Source organism: Bacillus sp. AG4(2022), from assembly GCF_031844465.1.
Lineage (GTDB): Bacteria > Bacillota > Bacilli > Bacillales > Cytobacillaceae > Bacillus_AB > Bacillus_AB infantis.
The window spans coordinates 46,719-69,360 of record NZ_JAUZVH010000010.1 but is presented as its reverse complement, the minus strand read 5'-3'; the positions used below and the strand labels follow the sequence as shown (position 1 = coordinate 69,360).

Below are 22,642 nucleotides of genomic sequence, written 5' to 3'. Positions count from 1 at the left end.
CCCTCCGTTCATTCCTTTGTAATTTTCCATAAAACTCCCGTATGGCCATATGCCTGGATGTATCCTTTTGTCACAGGGGAGTAGCCGAAATCAAGTACATACAAGCTTTTTCCGTCCGGGTGAAATTTGCAGTCAACCGGCCTTTCAATTCCGCCTGTGCCTGAATAGGAAGCAGCTCCCGGGGCCCGGTTGCGGAGGAATACCTCAGAAGTTCCTGTTTTAACATCAACCATCGCCACCCTGAATCCGTTATTCAGGTCTTTCTCGTGCGGGGTGTTGAGGGGAGCATAGGTACCCCATTCTGTTACAAACAGCTTCCCGCGGTGACCGAAGAAATCGGAAGTGCAAAACTCCAATTTTGTCATAGCCGAATGAGGCTTCTCCAGGTAAACCGGAGGGCCGGCCCATTCAGGTGGATTCTCAATCAGCTGCTCAGCTGCTTTCCCTTTTGCCGGCTTGCAGCGTTCATCCCATACAGGCACGCCATCTGCCCGGCAGTCTGGAAAACCGTACCAGTCCGGCGTTTTTACTGATCCATGCTTTGTTTTGGCATTGCGGATGTGCCAGATTCTATCAGGGTCTCCGGCGATCGACCGTTCGCCTTTTTCCTCCAGGCAGTTATCTGAAGCATATAATTCGCCATCTTCACTGAAAGCCAGTCCATATGGGTTTCTGAGTCCCCAGGCCAGCAATTCTGGTTCACTTCCATCCGGTTTGGATCTCCAGAGGCCCGTTGAGCACCATAATTCCCCTTTGACTTTTTCTCCTTTCTGCGCTGGTGTTCCGAATGGCTTGAAAGCGCCTGTCTCTGTTAAGAAAGGGAAGGGCATGAGAGGGTTTCGGGATGTGACATTATGCCCTGTCAAGGTAATATCCGCTCCGGGAACATCATGGGCTTCAGGATGTTTTGCCAGATCGACCGTAAAGCCTGCAGGGAGGCAGACGCCGTTTTGGGAAACTGATCCATTGGCAAAATACAATAACCCGTCATGCGGCCCAAAAACGGGTCCCCCAGGTTCATGCCAGCCGCCGCTCGGTATTTTTTCATGAAGGACAGTGCGCTCCTTCGTTTTTCTGTCATATGCCACTATCCGGGCGAGATAGCCGCCTTTACAGGAAACATAAAGTTTGCCGTCCCTGCAGACGACTCCGCGCGGTCCGCCCAATGTCTCAATCGCAAAAACCTCGAGCATCCCATCAGGATCCAGGCTTAAAATCCTTGGCGGGAGGGCAGGCCTTGTCGGCCAGGTGCTTCCTCCTTCTAATATGTAAAGGGTGCCGTCCTCCGCAAATCCCATCCCGGTCGGAAAGGACAGGCCGGCAGCGGCCACTTCCACTTTGTACCCTTCAGGGACCCAGACATCATCGGGATTCACCAGTGGCCGTGCAGTTATAGGGAGCTTCAAAACTTTTTCGGTAGAGTGGGTGTAAGCGATATGTTCCATTATGATCTCCTTGATTTTAGTTAGTAAAAAACCTTATCAGTATAGTCCTACAGGAAAAAGGGTATTCAATTTGCCGGCGTATGAGCCCGGTTTTTTGCTGTACAAACCCATTTACAGACCATCCTGAATATGATGAAAGAGCAAACAGGAGGCAGGGATGATCATGCATTTAATCAGCGACATATCCGGCTTGAAAAAAACTGACTGCTGGGAAGAAGATGCACTAAGGGCATTCCAGTCAAAGCTGGGCAATAAAAAACATCGATTCCCATGTATCCCGGCGACCCAGGGATATGCCCTTCAGCAGCTTCGCTATGGATTTGCCGGAGATCCGCGGAGTATTTCTTCAGCAGGCGAATTGGCAGAAATGATGAGGGAGTATACAGCAGTTTCAAGGAGCTTTGGCAGCTATACTTCGCTCATTGTCTTTTTTGAAACAAATGAACAGCTGGCGGAGCATGGAACGGTGGAGGAGTTTGAAGAACTTTTCTGGCAGCAGTTGAATCTTTTAGCCGGGAGGGACAGGGAAAAATGGCCAGCGCATATACCAGAGGACCCGCACGATCCGCTTTGGGAGTTCTGCAGCCATGGTGAACAGTATTTCATGTATTGCGCCACACCTGCGCACGTAAACAGGCAAAGCAGATATTTTCCTTATTTCATGCTGGCAATCACACCGCGCTGGGTGCTGGAAGAGTTCAATTCGGCCCCCGAACGTGCTGCAAAGGTAAAAAGCAAAATACGCGACCGGCTGGAAGCTTACGACAGTATCGGGGCCCATCCCCATTTAAACAGTTATGGAAGCGAGAATAATTATGAGTGGCAGCAATATTTCCTGAGGGACGATGACAGTGCACTTAGCAAATGTCCTTTCCACCGGATGCTTGCAGAGAATAAAAGCAAAGAATTTTTGGGCATGGAAAAAGGACGAGACAATTGAAATGTCTCGTCCTTTGTAATTTCAAGCCTGTTTATTAACAGGTGCAGCCGGAATTGCCATTGAGGGTTTAGCTTTGGATTGCGAGAACCGGCTGTGCAGCACCATTCCGATTACAATTACCAGCAGTCCTGCAGAAGAAAGGGTGTCAGGTGCCTGAACCGAAAATAGGAGAACTTCACCTGCCATCACAAACAGCACCTGTGTCGACTGTGTCGCCTCCACTGCGGCGAGCCTTGACTGGTCATGGCGCGCGCGGTCAGTTGCAATGAAAAACAAGGTTGTCGCTATGACACCGGATGAAATGGCGACAATGAAGATCTGCAAGAGCTGGCTTGAGGAAGGAAGGCCGGCATTTGCGTAGCCTGCAGCTGCGATAATGAGCCAGAAAGGGAGGCTGGCGATTGTCATCCCCAGCACTCTTTGGAAGGTATCAAGCCTGCCACCGCAAAGCTCCATCATTTTCCGGTTTCCGAGCGGATAAGCAAAGGCAGCCACCACTACAGGCAGGATCCCTGCAGCCATTTCAGCGGGAGACAAAGCGTCTGCTTTTTGAAGCTGGATAAGGATGACTCCTGCCAGAATGATAAGCGAAAAGCAAAGGGCCCTAAAGGGAATTTTATTTCTTTTTCCATCAATGCCTCCAGAAGTAAACAAAGGGGCAAGAAGGGTGCCGGCCACTATCGTCAGCTGCCAGGAGCCGGCAACAAGCCAGCCGGGTCCATAGCTAGCCGCGTATGTGATCGGGGCATAAAAAAGGACGAATCCAAAAAAGCTCCACAACAGCCACCAGAAAGGATGTTTTTTCATTTCTGCCAATAGCTGCTTCCCATTTCCACGCAAAGCTACAATGACGACAAGAAAAGGAACCATGAAAATAAATCTTAAGGAAGAGCTCCAAAGCCAGCTTCCCCCTGCAAGCTCCATTGTTCTGTTGAGGATGAAGGTGACCGCAAAAAATAAGGATGCGAGAATGCCTATCATAATTTCTTTCATTGACGTCGAACACTTCCTGTTTTCTGAATATTTTAACCAATTATAAGTCAAATGGGTAGAAGTGTAAATCGGTTCATCCTGTCACACAAAAAAAAGCCCCTTGATTACAAAGAAGCTTCAGAAATTCTATAATTGATTTGATATTGGTGCTGATGGGTTTGCAATCTGATCCTGGTCGCTTACATCCGGATCAATATAATTGCTTACCCCAAGGGAATTGGCGCAAGAGATATCACCAAGGGTAAAGCAGACTCCTACCATTTTCGAATTGGCGGTATGGGAGTTATGGACCGTGGGGCCAATATCCAGGTTTCCGTTTTGTGTGACTCCATTTGTCTTTATATTAAAGATATTGATTGCATAAGGCATATTGAACGGCTCCTTTCCTATTTTGAAATGGACACTGCCTGAGGATCAGAAGGATTATCAATCTGGCCCTGGTCAGAAATATCCGGGTCTTGCACCGCATTAATTCCCGATCCATTTACAGTCGTACAATCTCCGATGGCAAAGCAGGCACCAACATATTTGGAGTTAGCAGTATGACTGTTCTGAAGGTTATTGCCAATATCAATATTCCCATTTTGAATGACTCCATTTACAACAACTTGACCGAAAACATAATTATTTGCCAACTCAATTCTCCTTTATCACTTTTATTGCTATCTATATGCAATAGTTCCATATAGGTGAGTTAAGGCTGCAGCGGCGCAACAGGATTGGATAGCCATCTTTATATAAATAAATGTACAGAGATCCCTGGTAGAAATGACGGCAACTGGACCTGATTTACGGACAGGCTCCTAAACACTTTTTCTTATAGGGCGTATTAATGGCCGCTTTCATCATAGATAACAATCGATTCTGCCACTCTAGGGTAAAAAACATAAATGAGGCCATCAGAAAATTTCACCTGTATATCTTTGGCTTCAGCCGGCTCAGGGAGCGGAATCTCCCTCAGGAATTCACCGTAATGCCTTTCTTTGCTTAAAAGCATTTCTGAAGGGTAGGGGGGATGGATATAGCCCTTCAGGCAGAGTTTTGACCGTGATTGGAGCGAGATCTTAATATCTTTTTTGCTGACGCCTGGAGCTTCGACCAGAACACAGATGTGGCTCTCATTTTGGTAAATATCGTGCAGCGGGACAAATGCCTGCTCTGTTTCAATATCATCATCTACTGCTTCGGCCAATGGCTTTTCCTGATCAAAAATATTTTGCCAGAAATCATTTTTTTGATATTTATTGGTCAGTTCAAGCCATTTCGTCATTTTATCAATGTTCATGGGAAACCTCCTTCAATCCATTAAATCCAGTGGATCATGCAACTAATAGAGGGAAGGCGGCGGCCCGCCTGCACGTGCCCCAACATAGGCGTTATCAGAAGTGCCGATATCTGTCTGGTCATTTACATCCGGATCAATATATATATTTTCCATAAAGGCTTCTACAGGGGACGTATCGCCATAGGATGACGTAATTCCCTGGGACTTCGATTTGCTTGAGTGGCTGTTGTGAGTGGCTTCTCCAACGGTGACAGAGCCATTGCCCGAGATGCTATTCACCTTCATGCAGTACATATTAATAATTAAAGGCATAGAACCTCTCCTCGGTTATTGTTTCCTTTACTATATGCGTAACAGCTTTATGGGTTCCTATCACGCACCAAGGGCCTTTTGCCCACAAAAAAAGCTGACGGGTAATCCGTTCAGCTTCGGTTACAGCACATAAAGATAAACACTGAGGAAGTGGGCCATGCTGCCCATCATGATGAATACATGGAAGATTTCGTGGAAGCCCATATGTTTGAACTCCAGGAATCTGGGTTTGACTGCATAGATGATGCCGCCGACCGTGTAGAAGATTCCACCAAGCAACAGAAGGAACACTCCGTGGAAGGACATTGCATCTGAAAGCGGTGAGAAAGCCAATACAATGATCCAGCCCATCGCAATATACAGGACAGTTGAAAGCCATCTTGGGCAATTGAACCACACCATTTTGAAAATGACGCCGCAGACGGCTACAAGGGTGACAATGGAAAAAATGACCCAGCCTGTAGTGCCATTCAGGCTCACAAGGCAGAAGGGAGTATAAGATCCGGCAATCAAAACGAAAATCATTGAGTGGTCAAGCCTGCGCAGGAAAGCGATTACCCTATCCTTTGCAATCACCATATGATACGTGGCAGAAGCAGAATACAGAAGGATCATGCTGACGCCGAAAGCAATTGATGATGCGATTGCGACGGCAGATGAAGTTACCATCGAGGCTTTGATGACCATTGCCAGCAGGCCGATGAACGACAGGATGGCGCCAGCAAGATGTGTGAGCCCGTTGATTGGCTCGCGGATATAAGAATTCAAGACAATTCCCCCTTACATAACGGTACGTAGTATTGATAACTACTTATCATAATATAACGATTATCCCTTCCCGTCAACAAATAGTTCGCACTTATGGTAAAATAAAGGAAGCGCACTACATAGAAAGCTAGAGGGTAAAACACTATGGATAAAAACAATATGACAGAACTGATCGAATCCCTTGGCTTTGAAAGGCAGCTTTTGCCTGAAGAGCTTCCAGGCATCGATTTGTATATGGATCAGGTGATCCAGCTTTTTGAGAACACATTTGGTTCAGCCACCCGCAATGAAGGGGAAAAGGTCCTCACCAAAACGATGATCAACAATTATGCCAAAGGAAAGCTGTTCACCCCGGTTAAAAATAAAAAATATTCCCGTGAACAGCTCATGATGATCAGCCTCATCTATCAGCTTAAAGGGTCCCTGTCCATCCAGGATATCAAACTGACCCTGGATGGGGCGAATAATAAGGCATTGAAAGGCAATCTCCGGATCGAGGAGTTTTACAGCAGCTATCTCCAGCTGGCAGAACAGAATCTGGCCGGCTTTAAAGAAGATGTCCCGCTCCGCGGCCGCCTGGCACGCGAACAGGCAGAAGAGCTGGAAGCAGGCAGCAGCGAGCTTGAACAGATCCTCCTGATCCTCTCGCTCGTCCATATGGGCAATATGTATAGAAGGACAGCTGAAAGGCTGATCGATGAACTAGGCGGAAATCCTCCAGCCCCAAAAGGGTAATACCCGTTCACCTTCTTTTTAAACCACAAAGGCCGGAGGAGAAACAATGCTGGATAATCTAAACCGATTTTTACAGAAATTTATGCCGTTCATGACACCGCTGGCTGTTCTTCTCGGCATCACATTTGCAGATCAGCTTCATAATCTCGTCTTTATCGTGCCATGGCTATTTGCTTTCATGACTTTTTCCGGAAGCCTCGGCTCAAGCTTCAGCGATTTGAAGAAGGTCATTTTGCACCCGCTTCCGATCATCATCTGCCTGGTGCTCCTTCATCTGGTGATGCCCGCTGCGGCATATGGCACAGGCAGGCTTTTTTTTCCGGAAGATGCCTATACGAGGACAGGGCTGATCCTTTCCTTTGTTATTCCAACCGGCATCACCAGCCTTGTCTGGGTGGCGCTTAATAAAGGCAAGACCTTCTTGACTTTATGCATCATCCTTGTCGACACTATGATCGCCCCGTTTGCAGTGCCATTCATTCTGCATCTCTTTGCAGGGGCATCGGTAGAGATGAATGCAGCCGATATGATGGGAGGGCTGATTTGGATGATTGTGGTGCCGTCCATTGCGGGAATGGCAGCCAATCAGCTGTCGAAAGGCGCAGCACCTAAAAAATTGAATCCGTACTTATCACCTTTTTCTAAAATTGGCATCGGTGTGGTGGTCGCCATCAACAGTTCAGCCATTGCCCCCTATCTTAAGACACTTTCGAGCAAGCTATGGGGAATAGCAGCTGCTGTACTTATCCTGTCTATCACTGCTTACCTTCTAGGTTTTCTCGCAGGGAGGGTCATGAAAGAAGAAACAGCTGGCATCATTTCGCTCACCTACAACAGCGGGATGAGAAATATCAGTGCAGGTGCCGTGCTGGCCATCGCCTATTTTCCGGCCCCGGTCGCAGTCCCGGTCATCATGGGCATGCTGTTTCAGCAAATTCTGGCTGCTTCGGCCGGCAGCCTCCTTAACCGCATGAATCACCAACAGAGGGAGATGCCGGTTACCAAAGCCGTTTAATATAAAGGAGGCAAATAATAATGATCAACCGCCTTTCGAAAACAGGCAAGACACTATATTTCCTGGGTATGGCCCTTTTTGCAGCTGGTTTTGCCGTCAATCCGCTTCTTGATATCGGGGATGTGCCAGCCGCTGTAAGCAATCTGTCCATACCTGTTATTATAGGAGGAATCCTCCTTATAGCGGCCTCGAACTTCTTTAAAAGAAACAATTAGTCAGAAAGGCAGCAGCAATGAAAAACTCAAATGTAAAAAGATATGAAGCAGATTTATACAGGCCAATACAAAAGCATTTTTCCGCGCTCGGCTATGAAGTTTATGGAGAGGTTCATGATTGTGATGTTGTGCTTGTGAAAGAAGAAGAGCTCATCATTGTTGAGCTGAAGCTTAATCTGACAGTCGAGCTGCTGGTACAGGCGGCCAAAAGGCAAAAGCTCTCCGACCAGGTCTATATTGCTATCCCAAAGCCAAAATACAGGCTTCGGTCGAAAAAGTGGAATGATATCAGCCATCTCATCCGGCGGCTTGAGCTCGGCCTTATCATAGTTTCTTTCCAGGCGGGTTCCGCCAGAATGGAAATCCTGATTGAACCTGGAACATTCGACCGCAAAAAAAGCATCCGTCTAAACAAGAAAAGGAAAGATAAAATGCTGTCCGAGATCAGCGGGCGGAATGGAGACTATAATGTGGGCGGAGTCACCCAGACAAAGATCATGACAGCCTACAAAGAAAATTGCATCCACATCGCCTGCTGCCTGAAGCGCTTTGGGCCCTTGTCGCCAAAGAAGCTCCGCGAAATGGGCACCGGTGATAAAACCCAATCAATCCTCCATAAAAACTACTACAGCTGGTTTGAAAGAATCAGCCGCGGAACCTATTCCCTCACATCAAAAGGGAGGGAAGAGCTTGAAAATCATTCCGATGTAGCAGGGTATTATTCTGAAGGGCTCAGTTTAGTAAGTGAGGAAAGACCTGATTTGCCATAGCCGGGAGCTGTGGCTTTTTTTGTTTGGATCAATAGCTATTAATGGACTTGACGGTGGTATGAGAAGGGAGGGGCAATCAGGATGCTTGTCCATGACTTGCCATTCAAACGGGGGGACCATGTATTATAGCGGGCTGCTGAGGTACATGACTTGCCTTCAGATACGGAAGTCATGTATTCCATGGGGCTCCTGGTATACACGACCCGGCTGCCAAAAGGGGAGTCATGTACTCCAGCGAGCACCTGGTATGCACGACCTGGCTGCCAAAAGGGGAGTCATGTACCCCGTGGGACACCTGGTATACACGACCCGGCTGCCAAGAGGGAAGTCATGTACCCCATGGGGCACCTGGTATACATGACCCGGCTGCCAAGAGGGAAGTCATGTACCCCATTCAGCCCTAATTCCAGACTTCCCCCATATACGTCACCCCTCCTCCAGCCACACTAAAAAGAAAAACATGCCTTTATTTCAACTTTTGCCCGTTCTGAATCCTCATAATCAATTCCTCAATCCGCAGATGATGATAAATGGTCATTCCGATGATGACCAGGCTGAAAAAGCTTGAAAGAATGGCTCCTGCACTTATCATTTTTCTGTTTTTATTACCGAACACAAACTTCACCTCCCTGATTCCATTTATTTCACTGGATTTTCTGGCCGCCGATTAGAAACGATAATCTTGTATAGTGTTTGTCGGATATAAGACAGTGATTCATTTTTCTCTAAGAGGGAGGCAGAAAATGAGCAGTGCTAGCTGTGATCCAAGCAGTTCAGGAAAGGGAAGCAAAGGAGGAAAGGAAGGAAATCTGAAATGGTGGCAGCTGTCCTTGACAGGGGTGGGCTGTACGATCGGGACCGGGTATTTCCTGGCCTCTGCCATCGGCATCAAGATTACTGGCCCATCTATCGTCTTTTCGTTCATTCTGGCTGCACTTGGAACTTATATTGTTTTTAACCTGCTTGCAAAGATGACGGCAAAAGACCCGCAGGAAGGTTCATTCTGCTATTATGCCGGAAAGGCTTATGGAAAATGGGCCGGCTTCAGCTGCGGCTGGAATTATTGGACCTCGAATATCCTGATCATGGGCAGCCAGCTGACTGCTTTGTCCATTTTGTCGCGATTCTGGTTCCCGGATGTGCCTTTATGGGTATTTGCTGCCGGTTATGCCATTTTGTCCATCCTTGTTGTACTGACCGGTACAAAGGGCTTTGATAAGATAGAAGACATCCTGGCAGTCGTCAAAACGGCAGCCATCGTCATGTTTATTATTTTGGCGGCAGCAGCCATGTTCGGCTGGCTGCACAGCCATGCAGACCGGCCGGGCATTCCAGACTCTGCTGGTGCTTTTTTCGAAGATGGCTTTAAAGGCTTCTGGTCTTCCCTTATTTATGCTTTCTATGCGTATGGCGGGATTGAAGTCATCGGGCTGATGGCCATGCAGCTGAAAAAGAAGGAGGATGCACCAAAGGCTGGGAGTGTGATGCTGATCCTCCTGGCATCCATTTATGTAATCTCCCTGGGGCTTGCTGTTGCAATGGTGCCGATTGATGCTTTCCATGAGAAAGAAAGCCCGTTCATTACGGCCTTGTCGAAAAATAATCTGCCATTCTTTCCGCATGTATTTAACGGGGCAATCATCATTGCCGGCTTTTCAACCATGACCGCTTCGCTCTTCGGAGTGACCAATCTTCTTGTGACACTGGCTAAGGATGGGGATGCACCGGCTTTCTTCGGAAAAAAAATCAAGAAAATGAAGGATTTGCCCCTGCCATCCCTGGGACTTGCATCTGTTGGGCTGCTGTTATCCATTATCACCGCCCTGATTTTGCCGGGTAAGATTTATGAGTATATCACCACAGCTGCCGGGATTCTTCTCCTTTATAACTGGTTTTTTATCGTCATTTCATCGTTTAAGCTTCTAGAAGCAAAGTTTTGGAGCAAATTGATGGGTTCGGCGGCACTGCTGCTGATACTCGCAGCCGTCAGCGGCACTCTCCTTGAAAAGAATATCCGTCCCGGATTTTTCGTTAGCCTGGGCATCATCGCTATAATCGCCATTGCGGTGTTTATAATGAAGAAAAAGGTCTGGGATGCCAATCCGAGCGAAAATACAGGCTGATATAAGATGGGCGGCACCATGGGCATTTGTCCGGCATATATTATGCTGAAAGCAAATGAACGGGGTGCTGCCTTTTGTTTATACGTAAAGCAAATCGGGCTGAAACACAACAGCTGCTTTATACAACCGTGCATGTGATGGAGGAAAGCTCAATGGGGCATCTCCAGAATGATCCTCAAAAAGGATTAAGTGCATTTATTCCGGCGTTGCAGAGTGGGGCATTCTTTTATGTAGCAGTCCATGATTATAAAATCCTCGGCTGGCTGATGGCAGGAAGGGACACGAATCCTGTAAATGGAAACAATGCTGCATTTTTGTATTCACTTTATGTGTTCCCGCCCTACAGGAAGTTAGGGGTTGGAAGGATGCTGATGTCCCATGCGGTGGAAGTGTTCAGGCAGGAGGGATATGAAAAAGTGCAGCTGAATGTTTTTCAGGGAAATCCCGCCAAGAAGATGTACGAGGATCTCGGCTTCCATGATATATCCACAGTGATGGAAATTAAGTTTTAGGCTTTGTTAAAGTCTGTTGTTGACAAGATTAAACGGATCCTTATTTAGATTGACCAGCAAGCCTTAAAATAAGCGGGAGTTTCTCCGCTTATTTTTGTGCCTGTCACAGATTCCCTCATTCAGGTCCGCGTAGGTCCGCTCCTTTTATAGGTATGCGCGGATTGTTTTTACATAGACTTTACCGATCTGGTCCGTCAGTTTAGCAAGCAAATATTGCAAACTTCCGCTGGTGATGAAGTTCCATAGTTTATCAGTAATTTCAACATTGAACTTTAACAGAGCTAACTTTTAAAGATAATATTTCCCATCATCTTCCTTTTGGTTTAAAATATAACAAAAAGGAGGGTGGAGTATGGCGGCTTTCATTTCAGGAAAACTCCTTATCATAGCCCTGCTTCTGCTGGTCATCACGGCTGTAGAAACACTGGCTTATTCGGCAAGGCTGTCAGGGGCAAGGGTCGGCCTTATTGCCACTGCATTGTCCCTTTTCAGCTCGATTGTCCTTATATCCAGATTTTCCACTCTTTTTCAGCAGCCGATGACAGCAAAATTGGCCGATTTAGCTCCTGAAGGGGACAAGCTTGGCTTTCTGGAGGACCAATACCGATTCCTTTTATTTGTATCATCTGCCGGGGTCGTGCTCGGCATATTGCTGTTCCCGACCTTCATCGGCATTTTTTCGCGGACCATTTTACAGCTGTCGGAAGAAAAAGGATCTTATTTCAAAGTGCTGAAAAAAGGGTTTACGATAGCAAGCCTCAAAAATGCAGCTGCCTGCTTTCGTTTTCCGAGGCTTTCTTATCTGGACGGCATCACTTATCAGACGGTGCCTAAACGCTTGTTTGCCGTCAATGTACTGATTTCCGGGATTTATACAGTAGGCATCCTTGCGGCACTGTATGCTTCGGCGCTGGCTCCTGAATACCAGGGGGCAGCCATGATGTCATCAGGCATCATCAATGGCTTCGCCACCATCCTTCTGACCCTTTTTGTTGATCCGAAAGCCTCTATACTCGCCGACAGGGTCGCCAATAAGGAGGCCGGTTATGTGTATTTAAAGAGCTATTCACTGACCATGGTGACAAGTAAATTCGCCGGGACGCTGTTTGCACAGGCACTATTCTTGCCCGCTGCTTATTATGTTGCCTGGTTTTCTAAATGGATTTAGCAGGATGTTCATAGCTTGCCAAACTAATATAGGGGGAAAATCATGGGGTATATAATGGATTTAAGAAAGATGGTAGGGACACGGCCGCTTATTGCTGCAGGAAGCAGTGTCCTGCTATTGGATGGAATGGACAGGCTGCTGCTGCAGCTGCGAAAGGATAACGGCTGCTGGGGCCTTCCAGGCGGATCGCTTGAGCCGGGAGAATCACTCGAAAGCACAGCACTCAGGGAGCTGAAGGAAGAGACAGGCTTTCATGCAGATGACCTTTCATTTTTCAAAGTATATTCCGGCGAGGAACTATATTATAAGTATCCTCACGGCGACGAGGTCTATAATGTCATTGCCGCTTATATTTGCACGGAATATCATGGAACAGCTGAACCTGATGCTGAGGAAGCGGAAAAGGTCGAGTTTTTCCCGCTGGAGCAGCTGCCAGAAAATATCAGCCCCCCAGACAAGATTGTCATAAAAGACTTACTGGAAACAAAGCGTGCTATGCATTCTTCTGTCCTATAGAGGCCTTCCGGGTCTCTTTTTTCATGGGCACAGTCCGATAAAGGTTGCTATTTGTTGAAGCTATCGCAGATAATAGGAGTATTGTCCAAAAGAAAGCAGGGATTAGATTGAATTTTAAACATCTTGGGATTTCAGATCCTCTTATACATAAACTTGCCGCCCAGGGAATCGATGAACCGACAGCTGTCCAGGAAAAAGCGATTCCAATCGTATTGGAAGGCAGGGATATCATCGCCCAGGCACAGACAGGCACAGGAAAAACGCTGGCGTTCATTCTTCCCATCCTGGAAAAAATTGATCCTTCTAATGGAAGCACGCAGGCATTGATTGTCACGCCGACAAGAGAGCTCGCCCTGCAAATCACATCTGAAGTGAAAAAGCTGATCGAAGGGATGCCTGACATGAATGTGCTGGCCGTGTACGGGGGCCAGGATGTCGAGAAGCAGCTGCACAAGCTGCAAAAACAGACACAGATTGTAGTGGCCACGCCTGGCCGCCTTCTTGATCATCTCAGGAGGGGGACTGTCCAGCTTGATGAGGTATCATTCCTTGTCCTTGATGAAGCAGACCAGATGCTGCATATCGGTTTTCTGAATGAGATGGAACTGATCATCAGCCAGACGCCTGCTTCAAGGCAGACGATGCTGTTTTCAGCCACTATGCCTGACGATATCAGGAAATTGTCCAAAAAGCATCTGAAGGAGCCGGAGAGCATCCGCATTGAAAAAACATTTGTTCCCGAAAAAGCGATCGAGCAGCTGGCTATTTTTACGACAGACCGGGCCAAGCAGAATGCCCTTATCAGCAGGATCAGGGAAGACAGGCCATTCATGGCGATCATTTTCTGCCGGACGATCCGCAGGGCCACAAAATTATACGATGCCTTGAAGTCACAGCGGTTCTCATGCGAAGAACTTCATGGGGATCTTACCCAGGCGAAACGTGAAAAAGTCATGAAGAAGTTTCGTGATGCTGAAATCCAGTTTCTGATTGCAACCGATGTAGCGGCAAGGGGCCTTGATGTGGAGGGCGTGACACATGTATACAATTATGACATCCCCCAGGACAGCGAAAGCTATGTCCACCGCATCGGCCGAACAGGGCGGGCAGGCAAAGACGGCCTTGCTGTCACCTTCTACGCTGAAAAAGACGAAGCGGCTTTAAAAGCGATCGAGCAGGAGCTGAATATAAGACTGCCTAAAGAAGAAAGCGCTGCGACTGCCAATTCAACAGCTGATGGGGAAAAAAGCAGCAGTGGAGATAAACCTAAAAATCGTTCTGACAGGGACCGCAGGGCTGGCGGCGCTGAATCACGAAGAAGGACTGGCGGCCGGACGGAAGGGCGGGGTAGCCGGGAAGTCCGCAGCACCCGATCAGGGGAGAGGCGCAACCGTTCGAGTGAAGGACGCAGAGCCGATGGCGAAATCCGCAGCTATACACATGACGAGCGGAGAGAGAATGGCCGCCGATCAGGGGACAGGCGCTCTCTTAGTGATGGCCGGAGATCGTCAGGTGGGCGATCTGCTGAAAGAAACCCAAGGCCTGATGGCATACGCTCAAGCGGGGAGCGGAGCCGTGACAGCCAGCGCTCCAGAAGTTCAGATGGAACAGGCGGTCGCAGAGACCGGGGTCCAGCTTCAAATGGAAGCCGGGGACCTGGCCGCGGCAGGAGGTAATGAGAGAAGGCCGAAATTGGGCCTTCTTTTTTTATGAACATTTTTTTGCACCATTCTCACCTTTCATTTAATATATTGCTCAAAATACTTGCATCGGATATCTTTTCTCCTAAACGGCTGAAGCTCAGGCCTGCCTAGGCCTGGGACTGATTAGAAACCGGGAATACCATTTGCCCAAAAAGCTCCTTTTTTCTCCAATTTCCATAAGTAATTAAGCCCAATTTAGATAAAAAATGGAACCTTTGCATTCGAAAAAATGTCTAATGTGCAAAGGGAGGAAGATAAATGTGTTTTCAGAAAAAGACATTATTCTTGCCAAAAAAGGAAATGAGGAATCTTTCGTCAGACTGATCGAATCTTGCGAACTATCGCTTTACCGGGTGGCGCGAGGCCTGCTGTCCAATGATAATGATTGTGCAGATGCCATTCAGGAAACGATCCTGAAGAGCTTCCGCAGCATCCGCAAACTGAAGCAGCCCAAATATTTTAAAACCTGGATCACGCGCATCCTCATCAATGAGTGCCATAACATCCTGAGAAAAAAACAAACAGTCGTGCCTGTGGAGGATATTGAATATTATCTATCAGACCGGTTTCTCGGCGATCCGGCCCAAAGCATTAGCGAAGCAATCGGTGAGCTGGATGAAAAACACCGTGCACCAGTCATCCTTTACTATTATGAGGATTTCTCCGTCAAGGAAATTGCAGAGCTGCTGGAAATCAGCACAGGAACAGTAAAATCAAGGCTGAACCGGGCAAGGGCCAAATTGTCTGTCTATCTTTCTGAGGAGAGGGGGATCGGCAATGCATGATAAATGCAAGGATGAACAGCTGAAAAGAATTCTGCAAAATGAGCCGTCATATCTGCCGCACTCTATCAAGCAACAAATACACTTCACTTTATACCGCCTTCCCAAACAAAACAGGACCCTATCCATTGTGATGCATTATCTAATGTACGGAGCAATTTTTGTCCTGGCCGCACTTATATTACTATTCTTTTTCCTTTGGAACGCTGAAAAAACTAAACAAACAGCCTATGAAGAGAGCTATAACAGAATTTTGGATGCAGAAACCTATTTCTTTTGCCAAAAAGGAGGGAATGACATGCACCAGCCCGAATAAAGAGACAAACTGCCTTAAAAAAGGGAGTGCTGTAAATGAAAGCTGTCCTGCTAATCTTCTTGACTATTTTAGGCTTAGCATTGTCCTGTAAAGGCATAGAGCTTATGCACCTAGGGACAGATATTGATGGTGACGGGATCGGCATACAATTCCTGGGCTTTGAAATGGCTGACAGCCTTTCCGAACAAAACATTCCAAAAGCTGCCGCAGCCTTTCTTGCAGCTGGAGTCCTGCTGGTGCTGTATGGCATTATTTCAGCATTATGTTTAAAAAGGCCGTCTGAGCGGAAAAAATGACAACAAAGAGTTACTGAACAACGAAAGGCAGGTAATTCTATGACAAAGGAAGGTCTGATGGATCTCAGCCTGATCATTTTTTTCAGTGCCCTGGCTATATGTTTGATTTTTCAAGGTTCCTGGCTTGCCGGCACTGCGTTTTTCTTCATGCTGGTTTCCAGCATAACCACTTTGGGAAGCTTCTTTCTCAAAGAAAAAAGCCGCTAGTCCAGAAATCTGCCGGATGCCATCCATCCGGTTTTTTTCTTTGAAAGAAAGAGGAGGAATGGGCCAATGTTCCCGGAGTGTAAAAAAGCAGCTGGATGGATGGACGGATTTGAGAAGCCTTGGTTTGTTGCGGGCGGCTGGGCGATTGATCTTTTTATAGGGAAACAGACCAGGCCGCATGCAGATCTGGAAATCGGCATATTCCGGGAAGACCAGAAAGCTTTGAGGGACCAACTCGCAGATTGGGAGTTTCGCAAGGCTGTCAATGGGTCTCTCATCACCTGGAATGGAGAATACCTCAATCTTCCGGTACATGAAATTCACGCAGTAGATAGAGTACATAATCAACAGGCGGAAATTCTCCTGAGCGAGCGTGAAGAAGGAAGGTGGATCTTCCGCCGCAACTTTGGGATTTCCTGCCCGGCTGCCGAAGCCATCCTGTTCACAGAAGATGATATGCCCTATCTAAACCCGCAAGTTGTCCTTCTCTTCAAGCTGAAAGCCCGTCCCAAAGATCAAGCAGATTTTCATAGTGCGAGGGATTTTCTCAGCAAAGAACAAAGGTATTGGCTGAAGCAAGGCATCCGGCAAATGGACATTCATCACCCCTGGATTTCTTATTTATAGAAGGAGATTACGAATCTAATGAAGAATTGGTAGAGGATTGCCAATTAGGGGGGGAGATAAAATGGAAGCATTGCTGGTGATAGATGTGCAGAATGGTATTGTTACGACAGGGGATTTTTCAGATGAACTGCAAAAAATGGAAAAAGTTATAATGGATTTTAAAGACAGGGGCAGACCGGTCATATTCCTTAAACATCTGGATGGAGTTGAAGAAAGCCCGCTGTATGAAAAAGGTGAAGGAGCTGAAATCATCGGGGAATTTGCCGATTATCCAGATTATGTGATTGACAAAAGGACCCCGAGTTCCTTTTTTGAGACGAATCTGGCAGAGCTGCTGCAGAAAATGGATGTCGAAAAGCTGGTGATCACCGGATTCAATACAGAATTCTGCTGTCTCTTTACAAGCATCAGCGCTTATGACAGGGGATACAAAGTAACTTTCATTGAAGATGCCACAGGGACTGTAAATAAAGATGAGACATATGAAATGCCCGGCCTTGATATCAAGGATTTTATCGGGACGGTCCTTCATTGGTCTGACGTTATCGAGGTGCTGGATTTTGAGGAATATGAAGAGATTTATTTGAAAGTGACAGAATCTTAAAGTGAAGCAGCACCCTGACAGGGGTGCTGCTTTTAATTTTTATCTGACCCTCAAAGGAAGCTCTTTAACGCCTCTGACAATCATGCCAGGGCGCCACTCTAGCTCATCCGGTGAAGCATTCAGACCGATTTCCGGGAACCTTTCCAGCAGGGCTAGGATGGCTATCTCGCCTTCTAAACGAGCCAGTGGTGCACCGAGGCACAGGTGGATGCCCTTGCCAAAAGCAAGATGGGGGCTCTTCTCCCGCGTAATATCCAGTACGTCCGGATCCGCAAATTTCTCATCATCGCGATTGGCAGAATTCAGTGCAGCAATGACCAGCTCGCCTTTTCTGATCGTCTGCCCCTGGAATTCGACATCCTCTATTGCCCAGCGGGACGTGCTGTATTCTACAGGCCCATTGTAGCGCAGAAGTTCTTCTACGGCATTATGGATGAGTTCCGGTTTCTCCCTCAGAAGCTTTAGCTGATCTGGATTTTCAAGCAGGGACAAGATCCCGTTTCCGATCAGGTTGACGGTGGTTTCATGGCCCGCAATAATCAGCAGGGAGACGACGCCATACAATTCTTTTTCTGTCAGCTTATCCCCGCCTTCTTCAGCATTGATAAGCTGGCTGATCAAGTCATCACGCGGATTATCGCGCAAAAATGCAAACCATTCGCCCAGGTACTGGACAAATTCATTCATATGCTGCTGGATTTCATTCCAATTCTCGCCATTTGACCCTTCAATCAAAGAGTTGGACCAGATCCTGAACTTGTCCTGGTCTTCTGTTGGGACACCAAGGATTTCCGAAATGACGATGATCGGAAGGGGGAAAGCATAATCATCGATCAGGCTGATTTCTTCCTTGTTTTCCATCCTGTCCAGAAGCTGGTCTGCTATTTCCTTGATCCTGCCGCGCATGTTTTCAATCATCCTCGGAGTGAATGCTTTCTGGACCAGACCGCGAAGCCGTTTGTGGTCAGGAGGATCAGAGAAGAGCATATTCTCTGTAAAGATGCTCTCATGATCCATCTGGCCGCCGTAAAGTTTGGAAAAGTCCTTAATGAAGCGCTTGTCCTTCAATGCTGCAACTGCGTCTTCATATTTCGTAATGACCCAGCCTGTCTGTCCATCAGGCATGACGGTTTTATAGACTGGCTGTTCTTCTCTGAGCTTACGATAGCCGGGATAAGGGTTTTGGATAAACTCTTTTGAAAAAATCCTGTATGCTTCCGGGTTGTCTTGATGGTTTCCATTAAACACGCTAATCGCTCCTTTGCTAGTACTAATGCATAAAATAAGCGTAGCATAAAGAGGATGTTAAAATATAACAATAACCATCAGGCTGCAGAAATTTCGTGCCAATGTCTCAGATGATCAATCAGGAATATAGGCTTATTTCCAGAATTTCCAGCCTTTTTTTGCCTTTTCCTCTGCAGCAGCTGCCTGGCGGAAGCCGACGACAAAATCCTGGAAGATATCTTCTCGCTGTTTGATATCCACCCGATATTGCTCTCTCTCTTCATTCATGGCATGAAGATAGGCATCACGGTCCTTATTCAGTGTATCAATGAGGCTGGTAATCTCGTGATTCGTTATTTCCGCAGATTTTGAAATATAGTGGATCATCGTTTTGAATTCTTCAGAAGCCGCTTCCGAGGAATCCGACACACGTGCCGTCAATTGGCGGATCTGCTCAGAAGTGCCTTCCGAAGCCCTCGCAACCTCTTCTGAAAAGGCTCCGAATGTTTCGGAGGTATCTTCTGAAACCTGTTCGATTTTGTGAGACAGGCTTTTAAGCTGGGATTTCGTGCCTTCAGCTGTTTTATAAATAGAATCGGATATTGTTTTGACTGTGTGCACCGATCCCCTGGAAATCTCTTTTTTTACTTCTTCAAGCACTTCCTTTCGGATGCCATTCCTGATTTCAGCACGGATATCAGCAAGAAAGCTTTCTTTGTAGCTATCAAGGGCTTCCATAAAGAGTTCCATATCATTTACAGGATTCGCCTCAAGGCTTCTTGTAACGGCTGGAGGAGATGCCGGCAATGGGGCGGCATCTTCTTCGCCGCGCCCGTCCAGGTGGATTTGCATAAGATGGCGGATCATTTCCTTGCTGAGATTTTTCTCGCGCATCTCTTTAATTTTTCCCAATAGCTCAATTTCTGTATCAGTAAAAAAGCGCACCCCCTGCTTGGACCGGGGAATTACAAGAAGGCCATTCAAATCTTTTTCCCATTGCCGGAGTGTACCGGAAGGAACACCTATTTTCTTTGATACCTCTTTAATCGTGTAAGCTTTCATAAATTGAGTTTCCATAAAAGACATCCTTTCAATTATATTGAATATAAAACATGATTTTACCTAACGTATTAGAGCCGCTTTTTATCATTGCCTGTTATATTCCGCAGTGCTGTCTTTTTTCCTGCCGTCTGACAAAAGCTCACAAAACTAGACGGAATCTATCATAGAAAGAGAAATTGCACGAAACTGGCAGAAAAAAGGGGAGGATGGCAGTATCAGCCGAGGCGCCCTTATCTATACTTAACTGGAAAAGAAGGGAGGGATTGTGTCGAAAGGGTTAAGTTAACTTTAAAATTGAGGCAAATTTCTTGAAAGTCCCCTCTCCAGACTTAATAATAAAACTACTAGAATGTATGCAGCTAAGGAGAATTTGCAGATGAACAAAGCTTGGGGAATCGCTATTGCCGCCACAGTGGGTCTTTCTATTACTCTGGGAGGCTACCATTGGATGGATGCAGAAAACGAGCAGCCGGGAAAGGCCCTGGCAGCAGAATTACATAGTAAAGCAAAGAATGCGCCGATAACGAAGAATGAAATTACAAAGGAGGAAGTGATGCTGGATGTCCCATTGTTCAACCAAATGGCCGCCCCCCGGCTTTATAACGGCTGTGAGGTGACAAGCCTAGCCATGCTTATGAATTATAAAGGATATAAGGTTACGAAAAATGAATTGGCGGACAATATAGATACCGTCCCGCTCCGCTATAGTAACGGCAGCTATGGCAGCCCAAACACAGGGTTTGTGGGTGACATGGCCAACGGGCCTGGACTTGGCGTCTACAGCGGACCCATTCTCAAGCTGGCTCAGTCTTATGCCGGCGATAAGGCGGAAAACCTGACAGGCCGGGACTTTGAAGAAATCCTTAAAAAGGTTAGTGAGGGCTCGCCCGTATGGATTATAACAACGGCCAGTTTAACGCCGGCTGCTTCCTTTGAAAAATGGGACACGCCCGAGGGAGCGGTAGAGGTGACATTCAACATGCACAGTGTCGTGATCACTGGCTATGATGAGGATCATATCTATGTTAATGATCCTTATGGAACGAAAGACAGAAAGGCTGAAAAAGAAGCTTTCGCCGAAGCATGGAAGATGATGGGCAGCCACGCTGTAACTATAAATTAAAGCCCTGATCAGAGCGTTCTTGTAGAAATACTGTAAATGGCATATGTGTCAGCATACATTTCAGTGCATAAAACATATGGTTGTTTGATAAGACAGCACAACTAAAATGGCAAAGAAACAAGCACCCAAAATAGCACATTGGCAATGAAAATTGTATCGTGCCATTTAGGGTGTTATTTAACTTTCTTGAGAATTTGATCTGCTCATACAACTACGATCGATCTTAACAGATACAACAGCTGGGAAATTACAAAGTGAGTAACAAGTGACAGGGAATAAGGGGAGTTTTTACTGTTAATTGCAGATCAGAAGTCGTTTTTGGGTAAAATAAGAGGAGTTTTTCCCTCTATGCAAATAAAAGCAATCTATTTTTCGCGTTTTCGATTACATAAAAGGAATTTCTCCCTCTATATTAGGTGTTTTCAGTATAATTAGCAAAATAAGGGGAGTTTTTCCCTCTATAACACTCTATTGCAGAAAACCTGATTTCATTGTTTAAAAATCAAAAAGTTTAACGCAAATCACAGTTCAACCATTCAGCGATTGAGAGCGTTTACTGAATAAAGTCAAAAAAATAAAAAGCCTGGGGACATTCCAGGCTTTTTTGGTGTGTTAATTATCCTGCTATTTACATTACGAAAACGCATGTTTATTGGGCTGTAATTTTTACATTATCTGAACTGCTATGGTCATAGTCAGGCCCTCTTTGCCGTTCTCTTGCGTGTCCGAAGGCGGAAATACCAGCGCAGTGCAGGGGGGACGGCGAAAAAGATAAAAAAGATCCGGAAAAGCTGATAGCCGGTGACAGTGGCCAGATCTGCATGAACCTCGTGTGCCAGGATTCCCATTTGGTCCATTCCTCCTGGAGCAAGGCTGAGAAAGCTGGTGGCAGATGAAAGATCGTACTCGAATGCCAGCAGGATACTTAATAAAAGGGATAAACCGATAAGCAGAGCGCCGCTTAAAAGGGCAAGTGAGATGGTTTTAGTTTTGTGATGGAGCTTTTCCGGCCTCATAAGGAGGCCGATATGGCCGCCGATGAAAAACTGGGACAGATCCAGCAGGGAAGGAGGAAGCGCAGGTCCTCTCGTAAAATATATCCCCATCAAAGCGGTTGCGACAATGGGGCCGAGCAGATAAGGTGTCGGCAGCCTTAACTTTTTCCCCAGATAAGCACCTGCCAGTGAAGCGAAGATAAAGGGTATGACAGCCGGAAACAAGGCACTCCATTGCGGTATTTCTTCCTGAAGGATAGCAGCAGGCCCCGCTTCTCCTGATAAAAGCGGACCTAATACTAAAAAAGGGACAAAGAAGACGATCATCAGCAGCCTTGCAACCTGCAGAAACGTAACTGTCGTCAAGTCAATCCCTTCTGATTCTTCTGCAAAAACAAGCATTTGCGAAAGCCCGCCAGGAATGCTTCCTGTAAGGACCGTCGGAAAATCAATTCCGGATATGCGGGAAACGATGACGGCAAGGAGGACCGAGAATGCAATGGTAAGCAGGGTCATGGCAAGCATGCTAGGCAGTTTTCCTGACATCTGGCTGACTGCATCCTTTGTGAATGTCAGACCGATGCTGTATCCGACCATGAGGATCCCTGCGTCCCTCAGCTTTCTTGGCCATTCCAGCTTGAAGGGGATGAACCGGCTGGCAGCAAGAATGGCCGTCAGACTGCCCAGCAGCCAGGGAATCGGCAGGTGAAGGAGAGTAAAAATTATACCGCCGGCAAGAGCGATGAAAAAAGCAGCCAGGAACCCCTTATTATTTGAAATGATTTGCATGTTGCAACCTTCTTTGTTTGTTTAGTTTTCCTAAATATATCTTACCATTTTTTTGCTGATACCCCAAGAAGTGCGGTTTCCTGCTGCAATCTTCAATAGAAAAAGCGCAAGCCA

Annotated in this window: 28 protein-coding genes; 17 read left to right on the top strand and 11 right to left on the bottom strand. The window is 46.7% G+C overall.

Going from position 1 to position 22,642, the window contains the following annotated elements:
• Positions 1–8 precede the first annotated feature (8 nt).
• Positions 9–1,445, bottom strand: coding sequence for a PQQ-dependent sugar dehydrogenase (locus tag Q9R36_RS22600; protein WP_311225893.1), 1,437 nt, complete (start codon positions 1,443–1,445; stop codon positions 9–11).
• 157 nt (positions 1,446–1,602) lie between these two features.
• Between Q9R36_RS22600 and Q9R36_RS22595 the strand changes: the two genes are divergently transcribed.
• On the top strand, positions 1,603–2,385 hold the full coding sequence (locus tag Q9R36_RS22595; protein WP_311225892.1) for a YqcI/YcgG family protein: 783 nt from the start codon (positions 1,603–1,605) through the stop codon (positions 2,383–2,385).
• A gap of 21 nt (positions 2,386–2,406) precedes the next feature.
• Here the strand turns inward: Q9R36_RS22595 and Q9R36_RS22590 are convergent, their stop codons facing one another.
• The 6 genes from Q9R36_RS22590 to trhA all read right to left on the bottom strand — a co-directional run bounded on the left by Q9R36_RS22590 (position 2,407) and on the right by trhA (position 5,743).
• Complete coding sequence (locus tag Q9R36_RS22590) at positions 2,407–3,378, bottom strand: DMT family transporter (protein WP_311225891.1); 972 nt, start codon at positions 3,376–3,378, stop codon at positions 2,407–2,409.
• Between the two features lie 126 nt (positions 3,379–3,504).
• Entirely contained in the window at positions 3,505–3,747 is a 243-nt protein-coding gene (locus Q9R36_RS22585; RefSeq protein WP_224897415.1) for a spore germination protein, read from the bottom strand.
• A 17-nt stretch (positions 3,748–3,764) separates the two neighbouring features.
• On the bottom strand, positions 3,765–4,013 hold the full coding sequence (locus Q9R36_RS22580) for a spore germination protein (protein ID WP_224897413.1): 249 nt from the start codon (positions 4,011–4,013) through the stop codon (positions 3,765–3,767).
• A gap of 194 nt (positions 4,014–4,207) precedes the next feature.
• Positions 4,208–4,663 carry an Hsp20/alpha crystallin family protein gene (locus Q9R36_RS22575; RefSeq protein ID WP_311225890.1) on the bottom strand — a complete coding sequence of 152 codons (456 nt, stop codon included), beginning with the start codon at positions 4,661–4,663 and terminating at the stop codon, positions 4,208–4,210.
• Between the two features lie 42 nt (positions 4,664–4,705).
• Positions 4,706–4,975 carry a spore germination protein gene (locus Q9R36_RS22570; RefSeq protein WP_224897409.1) on the bottom strand — a complete coding sequence of 90 codons (270 nt, stop codon included), beginning with the start codon at positions 4,973–4,975 and terminating at the stop codon, positions 4,706–4,708.
• Positions 4,976–5,095: 120 nt separating this feature from the next.
• A complete protein-coding gene (gene trhA, locus Q9R36_RS22565; protein WP_224897408.1) occupies positions 5,096–5,743 on the bottom strand; it encodes a PAQR family membrane homeostasis protein TrhA in 648 nt (215 codons plus the stop codon).
• A gap of 144 nt (positions 5,744–5,887) precedes the next feature.
• Between trhA and Q9R36_RS22560 the strand changes: the two genes are divergently transcribed.
• Genes Q9R36_RS22560 through Q9R36_RS22545 form a run of 4 tightly spaced genes read left to right on the top strand, consistent with a single transcriptional unit; the run spans position 5,888 to position 8,478 of the window.
• On the top strand, positions 5,888–6,478 hold the full coding sequence (locus Q9R36_RS22560; RefSeq protein WP_224897406.1) for a DUF1836 domain-containing protein: 591 nt from the start codon (positions 5,888–5,890) through the stop codon (positions 6,476–6,478).
• A 46-nt stretch (positions 6,479–6,524) separates the two neighbouring features.
• Positions 6,525–7,493 carry a bile acid:sodium symporter family protein gene (locus tag Q9R36_RS22555; protein WP_311225889.1) on the top strand — a complete coding sequence of 323 codons (969 nt, stop codon included), beginning with the start codon at positions 6,525–6,527 and terminating at the stop codon, positions 7,491–7,493.
• A 20-nt stretch (positions 7,494–7,513) separates the two neighbouring features.
• Positions 7,514–7,708 carry a hypothetical protein gene (locus Q9R36_RS22550; RefSeq protein ID WP_101547829.1) on the top strand — a complete coding sequence of 65 codons (195 nt, stop codon included), beginning with the start codon at positions 7,514–7,516 and terminating at the stop codon, positions 7,706–7,708.
• 17 nt (positions 7,709–7,725) lie between these two features.
• A complete protein-coding gene (locus Q9R36_RS22545) occupies positions 7,726–8,478 on the top strand; it encodes a DUF2161 domain-containing phosphodiesterase (protein WP_311225888.1) in 753 nt (250 codons plus the stop codon).
• A 466-nt stretch (positions 8,479–8,944) separates the two neighbouring features.
• Here Q9R36_RS22545 and Q9R36_RS22540 read toward each other — a convergent pair whose 3' ends face one another.
• Positions 8,945–9,094, bottom strand: coding sequence for a hypothetical protein (locus Q9R36_RS22540; RefSeq protein WP_224897400.1), 150 nt, complete (start codon positions 9,092–9,094; stop codon positions 8,945–8,947).
• A 127-nt stretch (positions 9,095–9,221) separates the two neighbouring features.
• Between Q9R36_RS22540 and Q9R36_RS22535 the strand changes: the two genes are divergently transcribed.
• The 11 genes from Q9R36_RS22535 (at position 9,222) to Q9R36_RS22485 (ending at position 17,332) form a co-directional block, all read left to right on the top strand.
• Complete coding sequence (locus tag Q9R36_RS22535; protein ID WP_224897398.1) at positions 9,222–10,601, top strand: amino acid permease; 1,380 nt, start codon at positions 9,222–9,224, stop codon at positions 10,599–10,601.
• A gap of 74 nt (positions 10,602–10,675) precedes the next feature.
• The gene (locus Q9R36_RS22530) at positions 10,676–11,113 is read left to right on the top strand and encodes a GNAT family N-acetyltransferase (protein WP_311225887.1); all 438 of its coding nucleotides are present in this window, start codon (positions 10,676–10,678) and stop codon (positions 11,111–11,113) included.
• A gap of 352 nt (positions 11,114–11,465) precedes the next feature.
• Positions 11,466–12,281 carry a lipid II flippase Amj family protein gene (locus Q9R36_RS22525; protein WP_311225886.1) on the top strand — a complete coding sequence of 272 codons (816 nt, stop codon included), beginning with the start codon at positions 11,466–11,468 and terminating at the stop codon, positions 12,279–12,281.
• A 42-nt stretch (positions 12,282–12,323) separates the two neighbouring features.
• Positions 12,324–12,797 (top strand): NUDIX hydrolase, encoded by a 474-nt coding sequence (locus tag Q9R36_RS22520; RefSeq protein WP_311225885.1) that lies wholly within the window; start codon positions 12,324–12,326, stop codon positions 12,795–12,797.
• Between the two features lie 101 nt (positions 12,798–12,898).
• Complete coding sequence (locus Q9R36_RS22515; RefSeq protein ID WP_311225963.1) at positions 12,899–14,473, top strand: DEAD/DEAH box helicase; 1,575 nt, start codon at positions 12,899–12,901, stop codon at positions 14,471–14,473.
• 287 nt (positions 14,474–14,760) lie between these two features.
• Positions 14,761–15,285: a sigma-70 family RNA polymerase sigma factor gene (locus Q9R36_RS22510; RefSeq protein WP_022543903.1), complete on the top strand. Its 525-nt coding sequence runs from the start codon at positions 14,761–14,763 to the stop codon at positions 15,283–15,285.
• Positions 15,278–15,598, top strand: a complete 321-nt coding sequence (locus Q9R36_RS22505; protein ID WP_311225884.1) for a hypothetical protein — start codon at positions 15,278–15,280, stop codon at positions 15,596–15,598. Before Q9R36_RS22510 ends, Q9R36_RS22505 begins: the two co-directional genes overlap by 8 nt.
• A 35-nt stretch (positions 15,599–15,633) precedes the next feature.
• The gene (locus tag Q9R36_RS22500; RefSeq protein WP_094769524.1) at positions 15,634–15,894 is read left to right on the top strand and encodes a hypothetical protein; all 261 of its coding nucleotides are present in this window, start codon (positions 15,634–15,636) and stop codon (positions 15,892–15,894) included.
• A gap of 39 nt (positions 15,895–15,933) precedes the next feature.
• A complete protein-coding gene (locus tag Q9R36_RS22495) occupies positions 15,934–16,101 on the top strand; it encodes a hypothetical protein (RefSeq protein ID WP_009793635.1) in 168 nt (55 codons plus the stop codon).
• 66 nt (positions 16,102–16,167) lie between these two features.
• Positions 16,168–16,728, top strand: a complete 561-nt coding sequence (locus tag Q9R36_RS22490) for a nucleotidyltransferase domain-containing protein (protein WP_311225883.1) — start codon at positions 16,168–16,170, stop codon at positions 16,726–16,728.
• A 61-nt stretch (positions 16,729–16,789) separates the two neighbouring features.
• Positions 16,790–17,332 carry an isochorismatase family protein gene (locus tag Q9R36_RS22485; protein ID WP_148949414.1) on the top strand — a complete coding sequence of 181 codons (543 nt, stop codon included), beginning with the start codon at positions 16,790–16,792 and terminating at the stop codon, positions 17,330–17,332.
• Between the two features lie 39 nt (positions 17,333–17,371).
• Here Q9R36_RS22485 and Q9R36_RS22480 read toward each other — a convergent pair whose 3' ends face one another.
• Positions 17,372–18,580, bottom strand: a complete 1,209-nt coding sequence (locus Q9R36_RS22480) for a cytochrome P450 family protein (protein WP_129612768.1) — start codon at positions 18,578–18,580, stop codon at positions 17,372–17,374.
• Positions 18,581–18,712: 132 nt separating this feature from the next.
• On the bottom strand, positions 18,713–19,636 hold the full coding sequence (locus Q9R36_RS22475) for a MerR family transcriptional regulator (protein WP_022543902.1): 924 nt from the start codon (positions 19,634–19,636) through the stop codon (positions 18,713–18,715).
• A 361-nt stretch (positions 19,637–19,997) separates the two neighbouring features.
• Here Q9R36_RS22475 and Q9R36_RS22470 point away from each other — a divergent pair, with 361 nt between their 5' ends.
• Positions 19,998–20,744 carry a C39 family peptidase gene (locus tag Q9R36_RS22470; RefSeq protein WP_311225882.1) on the top strand — a complete coding sequence of 249 codons (747 nt, stop codon included), beginning with the start codon at positions 19,998–20,000 and terminating at the stop codon, positions 20,742–20,744.
• Between the two features lie 695 nt (positions 20,745–21,439).
• On the opposite strand, the gene Q9R36_RS22465 is transcribed toward Q9R36_RS22470, so the two are convergent.
• Positions 21,440–22,528: an AbrB family transcriptional regulator gene (locus Q9R36_RS22465; protein WP_009793641.1), complete on the bottom strand. Its 1,089-nt coding sequence runs from the start codon at positions 22,526–22,528 to the stop codon at positions 21,440–21,442.
• Positions 22,529–22,642: the final 114 nt, after the last annotated feature.